The sequence below is a fragment of the Bradyrhizobium sp. Unk1 genome, assembly GCF_059512345.1.
In genome coordinates this window covers 114498-133194 of record NZ_JCAMOP010000020.1, presented here as the reverse complement: position 1 = coordinate 133194, position 18697 = coordinate 114498, and the positions used below count along the sequence as shown (strand labels likewise).

At 66.2% G+C, this 18697-nt stretch carries 12 protein-coding genes; 2 read left to right on the top strand and 10 right to left on the bottom strand.

Annotated features, from left to right (window positions below; all coding sequences use genetic code 11):
• Positions 1-6 precede the first annotated feature (6 nt).
• From AC5ZFO_RS25450 to AC5ZFO_RS25440, 3 genes are read right to left on the bottom strand one after another with little or no spacing between them, the layout of a single operon-like run.
• Positions 7-1527: an amino acid ABC transporter permease gene (locus AC5ZFO_RS25450; protein WP_282519282.1), complete on the bottom strand. Its 1521-nt coding sequence runs from the start codon at positions 1525-1527 to the stop codon at positions 7-9.
• Entirely contained in the window at positions 1524-2729 is a 1206-nt protein-coding gene (locus AC5ZFO_RS25445) for an amino acid ABC transporter permease (protein ID WP_282519283.1), read from the bottom strand. The genes AC5ZFO_RS25450 and AC5ZFO_RS25445 overlap by 4 nt, the downstream gene beginning before the upstream one ends.
• 19 nt (positions 2730-2748) lie before the next feature.
• A complete protein-coding gene (locus AC5ZFO_RS25440) occupies positions 2749-3765 on the bottom strand; it encodes an amino acid ABC transporter substrate-binding protein (protein ID WP_282519284.1) in 1017 nt (338 codons plus the stop codon).
• 393 nt (positions 3766-4158) lie between these two features.
• On the opposite strand from AC5ZFO_RS25440, the gene metC reads away from it, so the two are divergent.
• Complete coding sequence (gene metC / locus AC5ZFO_RS25435) at positions 4159-5343, top strand: cystathionine beta-lyase (protein ID WP_282519285.1); 1185 nt, start codon at positions 4159-4161, stop codon at positions 5341-5343.
• A 177-nt stretch (positions 5344-5520) separates the two neighbouring features.
• Positions 5521-7209: a Na/Pi cotransporter family protein gene (locus AC5ZFO_RS25430; RefSeq protein ID WP_496122760.1), complete on the top strand. Its 1689-nt coding sequence runs from the start codon at positions 5521-5523 to the stop codon at positions 7207-7209.
• A 9-nt stretch (positions 7210-7218) separates the two neighbouring features.
• Here AC5ZFO_RS25430 and AC5ZFO_RS25425 read toward each other — a convergent pair whose 3' ends face one another.
• The 7 genes from AC5ZFO_RS25425 to AC5ZFO_RS25395 all read right to left on the bottom strand — a co-directional run bounded on the left by AC5ZFO_RS25425 (position 7219) and on the right by AC5ZFO_RS25395 (position 18677).
• Positions 7219-7557, bottom strand: a complete 339-nt coding sequence (locus AC5ZFO_RS25425; RefSeq protein WP_282519287.1) for a lipid-A-disaccharide synthase N-terminal domain-containing protein — start codon at positions 7555-7557, stop codon at positions 7219-7221.
• Positions 7554-8291, bottom strand: a complete 738-nt coding sequence (locus tag AC5ZFO_RS25420; RefSeq protein WP_282519288.1) for a glycosyltransferase family 2 protein — start codon at positions 8289-8291, stop codon at positions 7554-7556. The genes AC5ZFO_RS25425 and AC5ZFO_RS25420 overlap by 4 nt, the downstream gene beginning before the upstream one ends.
• A gap of 67 nt (positions 8292-8358) precedes the next feature.
• The gene (locus tag AC5ZFO_RS25415; RefSeq protein WP_282519289.1) at positions 8359-9204 is read right to left on the bottom strand and encodes a phosphatase PAP2 family protein; all 846 of its coding nucleotides are present in this window, start codon (positions 9202-9204) and stop codon (positions 8359-8361) included.
• 1 nt (position 9205) lies between these two features.
• Complete coding sequence (locus AC5ZFO_RS25410) at positions 9206-10948, bottom strand: ArnT family glycosyltransferase (RefSeq protein ID WP_282519290.1); 1743 nt, start codon at positions 10946-10948, stop codon at positions 9206-9208.
• Between the two features lie 50 nt (positions 10949-10998).
• Positions 10999-13149, bottom strand: a complete 2151-nt coding sequence (pbpC, locus tag AC5ZFO_RS25405) for a penicillin-binding protein 1C (RefSeq protein ID WP_282519586.1) — start codon at positions 13147-13149, stop codon at positions 10999-11001.
• A gap of 84 nt (positions 13150-13233) precedes the next feature.
• Positions 13234-18438, bottom strand: a complete 5205-nt coding sequence (locus tag AC5ZFO_RS25400) for an alpha-2-macroglobulin family protein (RefSeq protein ID WP_282519291.1) — start codon at positions 18436-18438, stop codon at positions 13234-13236.
• The gene (locus AC5ZFO_RS25395) at positions 18435-18677 is read right to left on the bottom strand and encodes a hypothetical protein (RefSeq protein ID WP_282519292.1); all 243 of its coding nucleotides are present in this window, start codon (positions 18675-18677) and stop codon (positions 18435-18437) included. The genes AC5ZFO_RS25400 and AC5ZFO_RS25395 overlap by 4 nt, the downstream gene beginning before the upstream one ends.
• Between the last annotated feature and the right edge of the window lie 20 nt (positions 18678-18697).

Below are 18697 nucleotides of genomic sequence, written 5' to 3'. Positions count from 1 at the left end.
CCTCGATCAGTTGCGACGGTGGGCGTTGAGGCGGTGCTCGACGAAGAGCGAGTAGCGCGACATTCCAAAGCAGAAGATGAAGTAGATGATCCCGGCGAAGGCAAAGCCGGTGAACGCGGTCGACGGCGTCGACCATTTCGGATCCGAGAACGACGCCCGGAGCGAGCCCAGCAGGTCGAACAGCGCCACGATCGAGACCAGCGACGTGTCCTTGAACAGCGAGATGAAGCTGTTGACGAGGTTCGGAATGACGTGGCGCAGCGCCTGCGGCAGCACGATCAGCGAGGTCGTCTTCCACCAGGACAGGCCCAGAGCGGCTGCCGCTTCGCCCTGCCCGCGCGGGATCGCGGCCAACCCGCCGCGGACGTTCTCGGCCTGATAGGCACCGGTGAACAGCGAAATGCCGATCAGCGCGCGCACCAGACCGTCGACCGTGAAATTGCCCGGCAGGAACAAAGGCAGCATGTAGGTCGCGAAAAACAGCACGGTGATCAGCGGCACGCCGCGCCAGAACTCGATGAAGGCGATCGAGAAGATCCGGATCAGCGGAATGGTCGAGCGGCGGCCGAGCGCCAGCGCGATGCCGATCGGCAGCGAGGTGACGATGCCGGTCACGGAGACCACCAGCGTTACCAGAAGCCCGCCCCACAAATTGGTGGTCACGACCGGCAGGCCGCCGTGATCGAGCCCCATCAGCTTGATCACGACCGCGATGGCCATGAAGGTGGCGATGCTGGATGTCAGAGCCCGGCCGCCGGTGCGAACGCCGCCACCGAGAACGAAGGCGATCAGGGAGACGATCGCCGCCGTGATGGCGAAATCGGCCCAGACCGACTGGCCCGTTCCCTGGAACTGGTCACGCAGCCAGGTCAGCGGAAAGATCAGCCAGTAGATCGCGCTGCCGACCAGCACGATGAGATTGCCGGCAACCCAGAAGAGCGGTGCGATGGCCGAGGTCTTGCCGAGACTGAGCAGAGCCTGCCCGGCGCCGATGATGCTGTCATCGAACAATTGCAACAGGCCGGCCGTCCAGCTCAGGCCGAACCCGGTGATGCCGCCGCCGTGCAGCAGAAAGAACGCCACCACGGGAAAAGCGAAGAAGAAGAGACTTGCGTTCAGTCCTTTCGCCGGCAGGCGCGGAATCAGCAGCGGCAGCAGCAGAGCCGCCGCCAGGATCAGCGAGAGATTGACCCGCCAACGCTCGGCCTCGGGATAGAAGCCGTAGATCAGTTGCGGCAGCTTGGCCTGGATGTAGGGCCAGCAGGCGCCGACCGTAAAGCCGGCATTCTCGGTCAGGCACGCCGTGCGATCCTTGCCGGTCCAGACCGCATCAACCATCAGGAACCTGACGGAGGGAACGATGGTGAACCAGAGCAGCAAGGCGCCGACGATCGTGAGCAGGATGTTGGTCGGCGAATTGAACAGGCGGGTGCGCACGAGGCCAATGAAGCCCGTGGTCTTCACCGGCGCGGGACGCTCGGTGAGCAGGTCCCGGCGGACGTAGGCGGACGAGGTGATGTCGCTCATGCGCCGAGGCTCCGGCTGACGCGCCAACCGTACACGCTCATGATGGCGCTCGTGAGCAGCGAGATCAGGAGGTAGACGCCCATCGTCATGGCAATGATCTCGATCGCCTGCCCGGTCTGGCTCAGCGACGTGCCGGCGAACACCGACACCAGGTCAGGATAGCCGATCGCGACCGCGAGCGAGGAATTCTTGGTGAGATTGAGGTACTGGTTGGTCAGCGGCGGCACGATGACGCGCATCGCCTGCGGCACGACGATCAGGCGGAGCGTGGTGCCGCGGCTAAGGCCGAGGGAGGATCCCGCCTCCATCTGCCCCCTGTGCACGGACAGGATGCCGGCGCGCACGATCTCGGCGATGAAGGCGGCGGTGTAGGTCGACAGCGCCAGCGTCAGCGCCACGAATTCCGGGATGATCCGCGAGCCGCCGGCGAAATTGAAGCCCTTGAGCTGCGGCACCTCGAAGGTGAAGGGCACACCGGATACCAGCATGGTGGCAAGCGGCAGGCCGAACAGCAGGCCCAGCACATAGGGCCAGATCCGGATCATCTGCCCCCGCTGAAACAACGCTCGCCGTGCGTAGATGCGCAAGGCCAGCGACGCCACGATGCCGAACGCCAGCACCGCGAGGAACGCCTCGAAGCCGCTCTCGCCGATCGGGCGCGGAATGACGAGGCCGCGATTGCTGATGAAGGCCAAGCCGAGCAGCGAGATGCTCTGCCGCGGATTTGGCAAGGCCGCGAGCACCGCCAGGTACCAGAACAGGATCTGGAACAGCAGCGGCAAATTGCGGATGATCTCGACATAGATCTCGCCGACGCGCGACAACAGCCAGTTGGGCGACAGCCGGCACAGCGCGACGATGAAGCCGATCACGGTGGCGAAGAAGATGCCCACCACCGAGACCACGAGCGTGTTCAAAAGCCCGACCACGAACACGCGCAGGAATGTGTCCGAGCCGGTGTAGGAGATCAGGGTCTGGTTGACGTCGAAGCCGGCATTGTTCCGGAGGAAGCCGAAGCCGGCGGCAATGTGCTGGTTTTCGAGGTTGGCCCGGGCGTTGGAGACGATCTCATAGCCAATCCAGCCCAGGATCGCCGCGAAGGCAAACTGGACGGCGACGCCGTTCCAGCCCGCCTTGCCGCCCAGAACGCGCCTGATCTTCAGCGCGATCTGGGCCGGCGGTTTTCGAGCCTCGGTGCTCATCGCCGCGGATCAGGCGGGATCAGCGGATCGGCGGCGCGTACTGGAGACCGCCCTTGTTCCAGAGATTGTTGAGGCCTCGGTTGATGGCGAGCGGCGAACCGGCGCCGACGTTGCGGTCGAACACCTCGCCGTAATTGCCGACGGCCTTCACGATCCGCACCACCCAGTCCTTGGTCAGGCCGAGCTGTTCGCCGAAATTGCCGTCGCTGCCGAGCACGCGCTTCAGCTCCGGATTTTCCAGTTTCGCCTTCTCGTCGACGTTCTTCGAGGTCACGCCGAGCTCTTCGGTGGTAACCAGGGCGAACAGCGTCCATTTCACGATGTCGAACCACTGGTCGTCGCCGTGGCGCACCATCGGCCCGAGCGGCTCCTTCGAGATGATTTCGGGGAGCACCATATGGTCGTTGGGATTGGCAAGCTTGAGGCGGTTGGCGTACAGGCCCGACTGGTCGGTGGTGAAGACGTCGCAGCGCCCGGCTTCATAGGCCTTGACGGTTTCATCGTTGGTGCCGAACGCGATCACCTCGTACTTCATGTTGTTGGCCTTGAAGTAGTCGGCGAGGTTCTGCTCGGTGGTGGTGCCGGTCTGGACGCAGACCGAGGCGCTGTTAAGCTCGAGCGCCGAATTCACCTTGAGCGACTTCTTCACCATGAAGCCCTGCCCGTCATAATAGGTGACGCCGGTGAAGTTGGCGCCGAGCGAGGTGTCGCGCGAGATGGTCCAGGTGGTGTTGCGCGAGAGCACGTCGATTTCGCCGGATTGCAGCGCCGTGAAACGGTCCTTGGCGGACAACGGCACGTACTTGACCTTGGTCGCATCGTTGAAGATCGCCCCGGCGATCGCGCGGCAGAGGTCGACGTCAAGCCCGGTCCAGTTGCCCTTGTCGTCGGGCGAGGAGAAGCCGGGCAGACCCTGGCTGACGCCGCAGGACAGCATGCCCCGGTCCTTGACGGTCTTGAGCGTTTGCGCATCGGCGGCCTGGGCGGAGAGGCCGGCGGCGAGAGCGAGAGTGAGAGCCAGGGTTACGCGTTTCATGGGCTGAAGGCCTTTCAAAGTCGTCTCAAGGTCAGGAATGTCGTCTTTGGGATCGTCTCCGCGAGGGCTAGCCGCATCAGGACTAGCCTTGCAAGAGTCATGCTGGAAAACCTTGCCGAACACTCGCCCATCCCGGGAGGCCATACCTTAATCCCCGCCGCAGGCGCCCGCCATTATGGCTGTGACGCAAGGTCCGGTCAGACGATGGATCGAAGGTCGCGGCAGCCCCTCAACATGCGGCGACTGAATAGCACCCACGCATCTCAGAACGACTGGCGAGCCGGGTCAAGGGGTTGACGGGACTCTTCTGTGTTCTGTTATTAACGGCAGCGGCCTTCGGCCGGCCCGCGGGCGCGGCGCGCCCGGTGGAAACGCGGTTTTGAAAGCAGACGCATGGATTCCTCGCACCCCTCCCAACAGCACGCCGAGACCCGGCTGGTGACCTCCGGCCGCGACACCAAGGCGCAGAAGGGGTTCGTCAATCCGCCGGTGTTTCACGGTTCGACCGTGCTCTATCCGACCGCCGAGGACCTGCACGCCCATCGCGGCGAGTTCCAGTACGGCCGCCACGGCACCCCCACCACCAGGGCGTTCCAGGAGACGCTGATGGCACTGGAGGGGCCGCAATGCGCCGGCGTCGGCATCGTGCCGTCAGGCCTGTCGGCGATCTCCACCACCCTGCTCTCGGTGCTGAAGACCGGCGACCATCTGCTCGTCTGCGACAACGTCTATCGGCCCTCGCGCAATTTCTGCAACGGCATGCTCGCGCGCCTTGGCATCGAGACCACCTACTTCGATCCGCTGATCGGCGCGGGCATCGACAAGCTGTTCAAGCCGAACACCCGCGCGGTGCTGGTGGAGGCGCCGGGCTCGCAGTCGTTCGAGATGCCTGATGTCCGCGCCATCGCCGAGGTCGCGCATGCGCGCGATGCGCTCGTCATCGACGACAACACCTGGGCGACGCCGCTCTATCATCGCTCGCTCGACCAGGGCGTCGACATCAGCATGCAGGCCGCCACCAAATATATCGGCGGCCATTCCGACATCATGTTCGGCACCATCTCGGCCAACGCCAAGGCGTGGCCGCAGATCGCCGAAGGCATCCGCCTGCTCGGCGTCTGCGCCGGCCCCGATGACGTCTTCCTCGCGCTGCGCGGCCTGCGCACGCTGTCGGTACGATTGGCGCAGCATCATCGCTCGGGGCTCGACGTGGCGCGCTGGCTCGCGGCCCGACCCGAGGTCGCGCGCGTGCTGCATCCGGCGCTCGAAACCGATCCCGGCCATGCGATCTGGAAGCGCGATTTCACCGGCGCGTCGGGCCTGTTCAGCATCGTGTTGAAGCCGGCGCCGCAGAAGGCCGTCGACACCATGCTCGACACGCTCAAGCTGTTCGGCATGGGCTTCTCCTGGGGCGGCTTCGAGAGCCTCGTGATTCCCTTCGATTGCGACGCCTATCGCACCGCGACCAAGTGGTCGCCGGGCGGCCCGACCCTGCGTCTTCACATCGGCCTCGAAAGCGTCGACGATCTCAAGTCCGATCTCGATCGCGGCTTCGCTGCCCTCAAGGCGGCAATGTGAGCCTGCTCACAAGGCATCGCGCCTCGGGACGCGGCAATCGCGCCGGCGGACGCGCAAAACGCGCGCCGCGGGAACGCGCAGCCGCCGCAAACGTTAGCGCGGATGTGCGAACAAAGGGGTTGAACCGCTGACGTTTGGCGCTAGCCTCACCAATCGACTCCAATCCGGACGCGGAGCATGGGAACGTTGGTTCTGCTCGATCTGATGGGCGGCGTGGCGCTGTTGCTGTGGGGCCTGCACATGGTCCACAGCGGGATTCTGCGCGCCTTCGGCCCGGACCTGCGGCGGCTGCTCGGCAAGGCGCTCGGCAACCGATTCAACGCGTTCGCCGCCGGGCTCGGCCTCACCGCGCTGCTCCAGAGCAGCACGGCGACGGCGCTGATCACCAGCTCATTCGCGGCAGAGGGCCTCGTCAGCCTCACTGCCGCGCTCGCCATCATGCTGGGAGCCAACGTCGGCACGACGCTGATCGTGCAGGTGCTGTCGTTCAACATCGCAGCCGTTGCGCCTGTCCTGTTCGTGCTCGGGCTCGTCGCCTTCCGCTCCGGCCCACGGTCGCGGATCAAGGATATCGGGCGCGTCTTCATCGGCCTCGGCTTGATGCTGCTGTCGCTGCACATCCTGCTCGACACGCTGGCTCCGGCCGAGAACGCGCCGGGTGTTCGTGTCATGATGTCCGCGATCACGGGCGATCCCGTGCTCTGCATCGTCATCGCCGCGCTCGTCACCTGGGCGGTGCATTCGAGCGTCGCCAGCGTGCTGCTGATCATGTCGCTGGCCTATTCGCAGTTCATCACGCCTTATGCGGCCCTCGCGCTGGTGTTGGGGGCCAATCTCGGCAGCGCCATCAATCCCGTGTTCGAGGGCGCCCGGCGCGACGATCCCGCGAGCTACCGCCTGCCGCTCGGCAATCTCGCCAACCGCGTGATCGGGATCGCGTCGGTGCTGCCGTTCCTGAATGGGATCGCCGAGCACATGCACGCCTGGCAGCCCGATCTCGCCAGGATGACGGCGGCCTTCCACATCGCCTTCAACGTGGGCACCGCCGTCATCTTCATCGGCCTGCTCGACATCATGTCCCGGCTCCTGACCCGGCTGCTGCCCGATCGCGTCCGGGAAGACGATCCGGCCCGGCCGCGCTATCTCGACGAGAGCGCGCTGGAGACGCCGTCGCTGGCGCTCGCCGACGCCGCGCGCGAGACCTTGCGCATGGGCGATCTGGTCGAGGTCATGCTGCGCAAGGTGATGGCGGCGATGATGACCGGCGACCGCGCGCTGGTCGACCAGGTCACGAAGATGGACAATGTCGTCGACAGCCTTGACGAAGCCGTCAAGCTCTACGTGACGAAGCTGATGCGGGGCAGCCTCGACGAGAGCGAGGGGCGGCGCGCGATGGAGATCATCTCCTTCGCCATCAACCTCGAGCATATCGGCGACATCATCGACAAGAGCCTGAGCGAGCTCGCGACCAAGAAGATCAAGCGGCGCTTCCAGTTCTCGGCCGAGGGCGCCGAGGAGCTCGCCGCCTTCCACAAGCGCACGATGGACTCGCTGCGGATCGCCTTCGGCGTCTTCATGTCGGGCGATGCCAACGAAGCGCGCAAGCTGCTGGTGGAGAAGACAACGCTAAAGAACACCGAGCTCGCCGCCGTCGAGCGTCATCTCGACCGCCTGCGCGAGGGCCGCCCCGAGACCATCGAGACCACCTCGCTGCATCTCGATGTGCTGCGCGACCTGCGCCGCATCCACTCGCATATCTGCTCGGTCGCCTATCCGGTGCTCGATGCCGCCGGTGAGCCTTATCGCAGGAGCGAGGCGGATACCGCCCTGCCCGCCTCCGGCGCGGCGTCGGCGTTGCCGCGCTAGCGGCGCGTCTCAGCGATCCAGCGTCTTCGAGGCGCGGCTGCGGTTCTTGATGATCAACATGATGTTGCGGATGTAGATGATGGTCGCGAGCGCCTGTCCGAGGATGATGACGGGCTCGCGCTTCACGACGCCGTAGACCAGCGTCATCAGGCCGCCGCCCATCGAGCAGAACCAGAACGCCATCGGCACCACGCTGTTGCCGGCCCGCTCGCTCGCGATCCACTGCACCAGGAAGCGCGCGGTGAAGAACAGCTGCGCGACGAGGCCGAACGCCAGCCAGAAATCGAACTTGGCGACGAAGACGTCGTAGAGATAGTTATTCAACGCCTGACCGTATTGGATGATCATGCCTTCACCTCAGTCACGTCTGGTGTCGGCTTCTTGCGGCGGATCAGCCACCATACGCCGACGAGATCCATGATGCCGATCCACAGCCGGTCGAAGAAACCATAGTTTGACACGCCGGAATGGCGCGGCCGGTCGATCACGTCGACATAGGCGATGTCGTAGCCCTCGCGGCGCACCAGCGCCGGCAGGAAGCGATGCAGACCATCAAAATAGGGCATCATCAGGAACACGTCGCGCCGGAACGCCTTCAGGCCGCAACCGGTATCGCGCGTTCCATCCTTCAGGATCGCATTGCGGACGCCGTTCGCCACCCGCGACTGGAATTTCTTGAAGCCGGTGTCCTTGCGTCCGACACGCTGACCGGCCGCGAGACCGACGCGCCCCGCCCCCTTCTCGACCGCCGTGATCAGATCCGGCAGGAAGCCGGGATTGTTCTGCCCGTCGCCGTCGAGCGTCGCCACGATCGCGCCACGTGCTGCGCGCACGCCACTGCGCACTGCTGCCGACTGGCCGCCTGATCTGGCATGGCGAAGCTGCCGGAGATTGTCCCGCTGTTGCATCATCGCGCCGAGCCGTTCGCCGGTCGCGTCCGTCGAGCCGTCATTGACGTAGATGATTTCATAGGCCCAGCGGCCGTCCAGCGCCGCGCCGATCTCCTCGATCAGCGGCGCGATGTTGTCGGCTTCGTTGCGCACGGGAACGACGATGGAAACCGAAGGCTGGGACGACGACAAATCGAAAGCTCGTGGTTGGAATTGGCCTGCGACCTGAGGAACCGGCGACCCCGGCAGGCAGTCGCTTTTATGGGGCGGATGCCCCGTGGGCAACCCTTTTGAGGCGGCCCGAGACCGCCCCTGCAAGAGGCACAATGGTGCCGTCGGCGCGGATGGCAAAGCCGAGCCTCCGGGCCGCGAACCAGTAGCGCACCGCCATGGCGCCGACCATGCCGACCAGAGCGCCGGCGACGACGTCGCTCGGATGATGCGCGAGCAGCACCAGCCGGGTCAGCAGGATCACGATTGCGTAAGTGAACATGAACACGCGCAGGCGCGGCCACAGCGCCGAGACCGCAAACGCCAGCGCGAACGCCGTCACCGCATGACCCGACGGCAGGCTGGCATAAGCCCCTGTTCCCTCGAACGGGATGAAGTTGAACGGATCGGCCTTGCCGCCCACGAACGGACGTCCGCGACCGATGAGATATTTGAGGATCTCGGCAACGAACACGGACAGGGCGACAGACAGAAACAAGAACTGCAGCCGCGTGCCAAGGCCGAGCAGCAATCCGCGACGGGTGTCGTGCAATCCCGCTGCAACGAGCGCCAGGACCACCAGCGTCCCCCCGAGCACGGAGAGCACATACTCGTCCTTGCCGAAATCGGTGAGGATGCGGATCGGCCACAGGCTCGGCGTGCCGCGCGCCGGCATCAGCTGGATCTCGGTCTGATCGAACGCGAGCATCAGCACGATGATCAAGGCCGCACCGGCGGCGCTGAGCCACAGCGAATGCCGCGCCAGATTTCGCGCGGCTTCGGCGCGGCGCGAATGCGAAGGCGTACGAACGAGCTGCGCCAGGGCACGGCCCGAAACCGCGAGCAATTGCGCGGGATAGCCCGGGCGCGGCGCGATGTCGGCTGGTGCCGGCATCCTACTCAGTGCCTTCCGAGCGGAAGATCGAGATCGAGATCGCGCGCCCTTGCGAGAAATTATAGCCGTCGATGCGCGCACCTACCTTGTAGCGCAGCCCGATCGCCTCGGCGCGCTGCACGAAGCTGCGCTCCGAGCGCTGCTCGATCAGAGCGAAGCGACAGCTCCCCTGCCGCAGGAAATCCGCCGCGCCCGAGCCGTCGGTCAGCAGCGTCTGCGTGCCCGTCAGGAACACGAGGCTCGGCTCGTGATAGCCGGCAGCGGCCGCCTTCGGCCCGACGCAGGTGACGTTGCGAAGCGCGCGCGCGATCTCGATGCTCGGAAACAGCGGGGTCAGCGACGGCAGCACGATGCCGTAGACCACGACCGCCAGCATCAGCGCTGCGACCAGTGCGTTGAGCAGCGAGCGCTCGGCGCGATTGGTGTCGAACAGCCACCACGCGAACAGGCCGAAGATGAGCGAGGCCGCGATGAACGGCCAGGCCACGAAGGCCGGTTGCCGCGTCAGCATGACCGCGCCGACCACGGCGATGATCGAGGCGGCAGCGGGAATCGCGAACCACCAGGCCGAGCCGCGCGCGAGCCACGAGCGCGACAGGACGTTGCGCTCCAGCGCACCGACGGTGAGGATCGCGATCGCCGGATACAGCGGCAGCACGTAATGCGGCAGCTTGGTCAGCACCGCCTCGAACACGATCCAGGATGGAATCAGCCAGGCCAGCAGGAACTGCGCGCCGGGCTCGCGCCGGGCCCGCCACACCGCCGGCGCCGCCATCGCCGCAAGCGGCGCGCCCGGCCAGAATGTGATCCAGAACAGCGCCAGATACAGTCCAGGCGGCGCGCCATGGGATTCCTGGGCGCCGATTTTGCTCAGCATGTCGCCGCCGACGGAATCGGCGAAGAAGGCATCGCCGGCGCGCCAGAAGATCGCGACGAACCAGGGCAGCACCAGCACCAGCATCCACATCAGGCCCCAGAGCGGACGCAGCTTCCATAGCCACGAGGCATCACGGTCCTGGATCGCGAGCGCGACGATGGTCAGGCCTGCGAGCATCAGGATCAGCGGACCCTTGATCAGGATACCGACCGCGAGCGCGGTCCAGAAGATCGCGGGCCAGCTCCAGGGCGGATGGGTCTCATCCTCTGCGCGCTGCCACGACAGATAGGCGCGCGACATCGCGCCCATCGCGGCGGTCACGCAGAACAGCAGCACCGCATCGGTTTTCGCCAGCCGTGCCTCGACGCCGAGCAGCACGGAGGCACACATCAGGAGCGCGGCAAGCACCGCCGCGCGCCGCGTGACGAAGCCGAGCGCGGCCCAATAGGTCATCAGCACGGCGCCGATGGCGCCGATCAGCGACGGCAGCCTGTACACCCAGATCCGCAATTCGGCCTTCGGCAGCTTGAGCGCGGACGCGGCTTCAACCGCGGCCGATTGCAACCAGTAGATGCCGACCGGCTTCTTGTAGCGGACGTCTTCCTGGAATCGGATGTCGACATAATCGCCGCTCTCGACCATCTGCTTGGTCGCTTGCGCAAACCGCGCCTCGTCGCGGTCAACAGGCGGGATGGTGAAGAAGCCCGGGAGGAATAGCAGCAGCGCGCAGAGCAGCAGGAAGCCGACCGCGCGGGCGTGGCTGGCCGTGGCGACGTCGAGCATGGACACGAGCCGGCTGCCCGGATTTACGGGCGCTTTCGGCTCGCGGGGGGCTCCAAAACGGGGGCTGGGATAGGTCTCGGCCATTGGTTCCGCTTACGCTGAAACCGTCATTCCGACAACCGGTTAAGGCGGGGTCATTGAATTCGAACGACAACTGTGTCCGCGGCGCCAGTGGCGTCGATCACGGTCAGCCGCGCAAAGCCCGGACCGGGCGGATCGATCAGGCGCTGGCGGCGCCCGTCGATCTCGCCGAGTGACGCTCCGTTAACCATGACGGTCATGGGAAGGACGCCGCCGGCGACTTTCACCGGCATGGCCGCACTCCCCTCGCCGCCGGAGCGGTCGACATCGATCCGCGAGCCGTTCAGCGGGAACTGGATGTGCAGCGCCTGCTCGCTGCCGGTCCGCATCAGGTCCCCGACCGGGCGGAACCGCTTCAGCGGCAATGGCAACTTGGCGTTGCTGGCGACCAGGGTTCCCTTTGGCGGCTTCGGCAACGGAACCAGCGTCTTGCCGGTGCGGGCGAAGGCGTCGAACAGGATTGGGGCTGCGGCCACGCGGCCGATCAGGCCGGGAACCGGCGCGCCGTCGGGCCGGCCGACCCAGATGCCGATGGTCATGCGGCCGTCGAAACCGACCGACCAGGCGTCGCGATAGCCGTAGGAGGTGCCGGTCTTGAACGCGATGCGGTTGTGGACGGCGTTTTCGGGCGGCGGCGTTCCCAGAAGCACGTTGCCGACCTGCCAGGCCGCGACCTGATCCAGCAGCCGCAGCGGTTCTCGATCATCTCGGCCGGTCATGAGGTCGCGCAACGGCATGGTGGTGCCGAGCCGGGCGAAACCCGTATAGAGCTGGGTGAGGTCCTGCAGTGTCACACCGACGCCGCCGAGTCCCATCGCGAGCCCCGGTGCCTCGTCCTTGGGCAGGACCAGATTCACGCCGGCCTGCCGCAGCCGCGACGACAGCCGGCTCGCGCCGACGCGGTCGAGCAGCACGATCGCCGGCACGTTCAGCGACAATTGCAGCGCCTTCTTCACCGGCACCGTGCCCTGGAACGTCATGTCGAAATTTTCCGGCGCGTAGGAGCCGAAGCGGACGGGCCGGTCGTCGATCAAGCTGTCGGGGTGGACGAAGCCGTCCTCGAAGGCGAGCCCGTAGATGAAGGGTTTTAGCGTCGAGCCCGGCGAGCGGACGGCGCGGGTCATGTCGACTTGCCCCGCCCGGCTCTCGTCGAAATAATCGGCCGAACCGACGCGGGCGAGCACGTCGCCGCTCTCATTGTCGACCACGATGATGCCGACCGAGATGTTGGGCCCGAGCGCAATGGCGCGGTCGCGCGCCAGCGGCTCCAGCACCTTCTGCAGATTGGCATCGAGCGTCAGCTTGATGACCGGCGTATCCTTGACCGTCGACAGCGCCGTGTCGGAGGCATGCGGCGCGAGGATCGGCATCGGCTTGCGCAGTTTTGGCACGGGCACGGCCTTGGCCTGCTTCGCGTCCTCAAGGCTGACCACATGCTCCTCGACCATGCGGTCCAGCACGCGGTCGCGCGCCTTGCGTGCGGCCTCGGGATAACGATCGAGCCGGCGCGTCTCCGGCGATTGCGGCAGCGCCACCAGCAGCGCGGCCTCGGCCAGCGAGAGCCGCTTCGGCTCCTTGCCGAGATAGGCGATCGAGGCTGAGCGGATGCCTTCGAGATTGCCGCCGTAGGGGGCCAGGGCGAGATAGAGGTCCAGGATCTCGTCCTTGCTCATGCTGCGCTCGATCTCGATCGCGCGTACGATCTGGCGCAGCTTGGCATAGAGCGAGCGTTGTCGCCGCGGCTCCATCAGGCGCGCAAGCTGCATGCTGATGGTCGAACCGCCCGAGACGATGTGGCCGCGCGTGGTGAGCTGTAGTGCGGCGCGCCCGAGAGCGAGCGGGTCGAGACCGTTATGCGCGTAGAAGCGCTGGTCCTCATAGGCGAGCAGCAGCTTGAGATAGGTCGGATCGACGTTGGCCTTGGCATCGACCGGCAGCCGCCAGCGGCCGTCGGCCATGGCATAAGCGCGCAGCAGTTTTCCGTTGCGATCGACGACCGTGGTGGAGACCTGGCGCGCCTCGTCGAGCGGCAGCGGGCCGAGCGAGTAGACCCAGGCGACGAAGCCACAGGTGGCGAGGATGAGCGTGAGTGCGAAGGCGGAGAGGACGCGAAAGCCCCTGCCCCTGGCTCCGTCATGGCCGGGGTTGTCCCGGCCATCCACGTTCTTCGTCGAGGCAACAAGGTCCGTGGATGCCCGGGACATCTGCGCGAAGACGCGCTTCGCGCTTTTGCCCGGGCATGACGACGGAATTTGTGGCCCGTACGGAGCGTCAGTCATTCCAAACACTCACTTTGCCGCCCGCACCTCGACGTTACCCGTCCCGGTCCGGCCGTAGCGCGAGGGATTGTACATGTCCTCGACATAGGCCTGCGGCAGCACGTATTTGCCGGGCGAGACCGCGCGCACGACGTAGGCGACGGTGAAGACCGACTTGGAGTCCGAGGCACGATCGACCGCCGCCGTGAAGCGGTCGTCACGGAACTCGGTATTTTCGGGCTCCTCGCCGTCCTCGATCCAGTCCAGCGTGCCGCTGTCGCCCGACGACACCAGCTTCGGATTGTCGATCTCGAGGCCCGCGGGCAGATAGTCGGACACCATGATGTGGCCGTACTCGGGCTTCGCCTCGGTGATCTTCAGCACCACGGCGAAACGCTGGTTCTGCTTGACCTTGCTGATGTCGGCGGGCTTGCCGTCGAGCGTGAAATAATTGCGCTCGATCTTGAAGCCGTTCGATGCAGCCGGCTCCGGCGTGACCGGCGAGCCCGACACCGAGACCACCGCCTGCACCGGCGCATCGCCGGTGTTGGTGATCTTCAGTGGCTTGCCCTCCAGCGTCACGGCCTTGTAGCTGCGGTACAGCGCGGTCTTGACCGGCTGGCCGTCGACGTCCATCGACAGGTTCTCCTTGGCGAGCGCGCGCGCCGCCAGTACCAGCCACGCATTCTCCTGCGTCGAGGTGTAGGGCGTCAGCCCTCGCGCGACTTCGACCCGCGACACCGCCTGCGTCAGCGTCGCCTTCGGCGCGTTGCCTTCGCTGGCGAGCGAGACCAGCGCTGCGGCATCGCGCAGCTGCGAGCCGTAGTCGGTGCGGCCGAACTCCAGCACCGGCTTCGGCGCGAGGCCGTCGAGCGCGGCACCGTAGACCCGCTCCGCGCGGTTGCGGTCGCCGACCAACGCCAGTGCCGCCGCAAGCTGCGACTTCGCGATCGGCGTCGCGAGGTTGGAGAGCTTGGTGTCGGCGAGATAGCGGAGATCGCCGATCGGCGCCACGCCATTGCGTGCGAGCACGTAGAGGCCGTAGGCGAGATCGCGCCCGCCGTCCTTGTCGGGCTCGTTGCCGTTCACGACCGAATTGCGGATGCGGTCGAGCGCGTTCTTGAACAGCACGTCCGGCACCGCAAAGCCCTTTTCGCGGGCGCGGGTGAGGAAGTCCGTCACGTAGGCGTCGAGCCAGGCGTCGTCGCCTCCGGCCGACCACAGGCCGAAGGAGCCGTTGGAGCCCTGGCGCGCCAGCAGCCGCTCGATCGCATCGCGGATGCGCTGGTCGACCTCGGTGTCCATGGCCAGATGCGCGCCGGCAGCGAGCTCGTTGACATAGAGCAACGGCAAGGCACGGCTCGTGATCTGTTCGGAGCAGCCATAAGGGTAGCGGTCGAGCGCCTTTAGGATCGTTGCGGCGTCGAGCGCCGTCGACAGGCTGGCCGAAACCGAGACGCTGCCGGTGCCCGGGACGAGATCGGAGAACATATCCGAGGTTAGCGTCAGGCTTTCACCCTTCGCCAGCGTCCGGATCGAACGCCGCGCCAGCACCTGCGTCGCCGCCTTGACGTCGAGCGCATAGTGACGCGCCAGCGCAAGGCCGTTCGGTCCCTTGATGTCGACGTCGAGCGTCGCCTGCCCCGCCGCCGTCGCGTCGATTGCGAGCGTAAACGCGTTGCGCTGCTTGGCGGCGAGCTTGACCGTGGTTGCGGGATTGCCGGTCATCTTCACCGGACCGCCGGTCTTCACGTTGATGACGTAGTCGCCGGCCTGGCCCTCGACATTGTCGATCTCGAGGTTGACCGTGCCGTGGTCGCCATTGAGCAGGAAGCGCGGCAAGGTTGTGGTCAGCACCACGGGATCGCGGATCACGACATCCGTGTTGGCGCGGCCGAGCTTTGTCGCAGTCCAGGCCACCGCCATCACGCGCGCGGTGCCGGCGAACTCGGGGATATCGAAGCTCACTTCGGCGGTGCCGTCGGCGGCGACCGTGACGATGCCCGAGTAGAGCGCGAGCGGCTTTTGCGCGGGCGGAGAGCCCTGCAATTCGCCGGCACCGGCATCGCCACCTGACTTGATCTGTCCGCGCGTGCCCGACATGCCGTCGATCAGTTGCCCATAGAGATCGCGGATCTCCGCGCTCAGGCGGCGCTGGCCGAGATAATAATCGTCCGGCGCCGGCGGCTTGTAATTGGTCAGGTTGAGGATGCCGACATCGACCGCTGATATGACGACCTTGGCGTCCTCGCCCGGATTGAGCCCGTCGAGCTTGACCGGGATCTTCAACATCGCATTCGGCCGGACCAGTGCCGGCGGCGTCAGCTTCACCTGGAGCGTGCGGGTCTGCTTGTCGATGCCGAACCATTTCAGGCCGATCGCCCGGCCCGGCATGCGTTGCGCAGCCGCATCGAGCGGGCGGCGCAGCGTCGCCACCACATAGGCGCCGGTGCCCCAGTCCTTCCCGACCGGCAGCCTCACCTGCGCCGTACCTTCCTTGACGTCGATGGTCTGCGTCGTCAGCAGGCGGTCGCCGAGCACGTTGACGGTGAGCTTGCCGGCGCTGCGGACGTTCACGGACACCGTCATGGTGTCGCCGGAGACGTATTGCGGCTTGTCGATCGAGGTCTCCAGCAGGTCCGGCGTATCGGCGCTGCCGTCGGAATACCAGCCGACGTCGAACTGCACCGAGGTCACCGGACCGTCGGCGTCGTTCGACTTCACATCGAGCCGGTAGCGGCCGGGCTGCGGGCTGAGCGAGATCCGCGACGGCTTGTCGGCCGCGACCGTCACGTCGCCGTCGGAAACACGCGAAGTCGATTTGACCGGCTCGTACTCCCAGTAATTGTTCTGGCGATACCACTGGTAGCGCGACTCCATCTTCAGGAGCTCGTAGCGCAGGCCATCGCGGCGCAGTCTCTCACCCTCGGGCGAGACGAACACGACGTCGAACTCCGCCTTGTCGCCCTCGGCGACGTTCTTGTCACCGAACAGCGGCTTGATGCCGATCATGGCGTTGGCGGGCGCGACCGGCAGCACGATCTTGCGCTCGACGGCGCGGCCGCCGGTCTCGACCATGCGAACGAAGATCTGCGCCTCCTGCGGGCGCGTCGAGGCGGGCTGCTTGTCCAGCGTCACCGGGAAGGTGGCAACGCCATTGGCGTCGGCTTCCGGCAGGTTCTCCAGCGGTGTGCGCTCGTTCGAAGTTGTCTCCTCGTCGGCGACGCCGAACTGGTAGCCGGCAAAGCCCGGGCGTTCGCTCGCGGGCGCGACCAGCATGTCGCCTTCGAGCTGGAGGCCCGAAGCCGGCGCGCCATAGAGGAAATGGCCGTCCGCCTTGAGCTCCACCGGAGCGTTAGCTTTGATCAGTTTGTCCTTGGCGGACAAGTCGAATTCGATCCTGTCCGGAACGTAGTCCTCGACCATGAAGGTGGTCTCGCCGACCGATGAGCCCTTCGGATCGGTGAACGCGCGCACCCGCCAGGTCCCGGTCGGGACGGCCGAATTGAGCGGCACGGACAGCGTACGGCCGCCGGCGCCCTGGTCGGCGAGCACGGCGCGGCGGAATTCGACGCCGTCGGGGCGCTCGATCACCAGCGTCAGCGGCCCGCCGGCAACGGCGTTGCCCTGCCCGTCGCGCAAGAGCGCGGTGAGATAGACGGTCTCGCTGGAGCGATAGACGCCGCGCTCGGCATAGACGAAAGCGTCGGCGCCCGCAGGCACCGCCCGGCCCGAAACGCCGCGGTCGGACAGGTCGAAAGCCGAGGTCTTCAGGCTCAGGAAAGCATAGTCGGCCTTCTCGCCGGTGACCGTAAGCATCGCCGGCGACAGGCCGCCCTCGCCGCGCGCGAGCCCCGCCTCGAACAGCACATGGCCGCTGTCGTCCGTCTTGCGGGTCGCCAAAATCTCGTTGTTGCGGGCAACCAGCCGCACCTCGGCCTTGCCGACCGGGTCGGTCGAAGCTAGCGAATTGATGAAGACGTGGATGCCGTCATTGCCGGAATAGGCGGTGACCCCGAGGTCTGAGACGATGAACCATTGGGTGGCGAGCTGGTAGTCGTCTTCCGAGCCCGGCCCCTTGGCCGCGGCGGTCATCACATAGACGCCGGGCTGAAGCTCGCCGAGCGCCTGGTCGACCGGAAATGCGGTCGTGACATCCTGGTTCAGCGTCATCGCGGTCGCGAGCTCGCCGGTCCAGACCTTGACGCCGCGCTCGCCGCCGAGATCGGCGAGCTGGTATTTCGACAGCGTCTTCTGGAAATCGCTGTCGACCACCGTGTTGATCAGGTTGCGGTCGCCGATCCGGAAGACGTTGACGCTGACCGCGGGCGTGTTGACGCTGACCACGGGAATGCCGCGCTGGCCGGTCCGCGGCAGCACATAGGCACGGCTGGTGAAGCGCACGAACGGCTTGCGGTCGCGGACATAGACGTTGAACTCGGCCGATTTCGGCAGGCCTTCCTTGACGGTGGACGGCAGGCCGGCGCGCAGATTGATGTTGTAGCGCTCGCCGTGCTTCAGCCCGTCGACGCAGAGCTGCTTGCCTTCGGCCGACAGCGCCGGCTTGTCCTGGCCCGCCAGCGCGAGATAAGGCGCGAAATCGGTGCGCTTGGCCAGCTCTTCCGAGAACTGGAAGCAGGCGCGCGGACTCGCCGAATCCGAGTCCACGGTATAGTCGAGCAGCCGGAAGCCGTGCTCGTCGCGCATCTTCTCGTATTGGCCGCGGACGTCGGCGACCTCGCGCATGTCGAGCGACAGCCGCAGCGCATCGAGCGCCGGCCGCCACAGCTTGCGTTCGGCCAGCGACTTGCCGAGCACGGCGAGCGCATCCGCCTCCTCGCCCGGATTGCCGGCGCGCTGGTAGGCGATGTAGGCGGCGGTCGAGGCCCGCTCCAGCAGAAACGTCTGCTCGCTCGAGCTTTTCGGCGAGATCTGGAAGATCACCTTGGCGAGCCGCAGCCAGTTGCCCGTATCCTCCGGCGTGGTCGCGGCGATCTGGCCGAGCACCGACAGCCCGGTGCGGTAATCATTGCGCCGGAAGGCGGCGTCGGCGTCGGTGCGCAGCGTCGCGCTGGTCTTGGCGACCGGCCCCGCTTCGCTCTTGATCTGGGCCTCCAGCTTGATCGCGGAATCGGCGAGGTCGTCGCGCTTGAACGCCTTGTCGGCGGCCAGCGCTGCGCTAAGGCCGAGCGCCAGCGTGGCGCAGAGTGTGACGGCGCGAACAAGACCGATCATAATGGACTCCCGGAAATCGCGGCGCACGCCGCGTGAGCATGAAATGCGCGGAAAGGTGACGGACTCAAGGCGATGGAACCAAAGGTGCAAATCGTCGCATTCGCCATGACAAGGCAAGCCCTGAGGAGACCGATCGAGATATCGCCGCGCACGCCGTCCTGATGGCGCAGCCATACCTGACCCGTCGACCGGCGGCCGTGTCCCGGAAGCTGGCCAGCGGTCCCGGCGATGTAATCCATCGTCCAGTCCGCTACCGCTC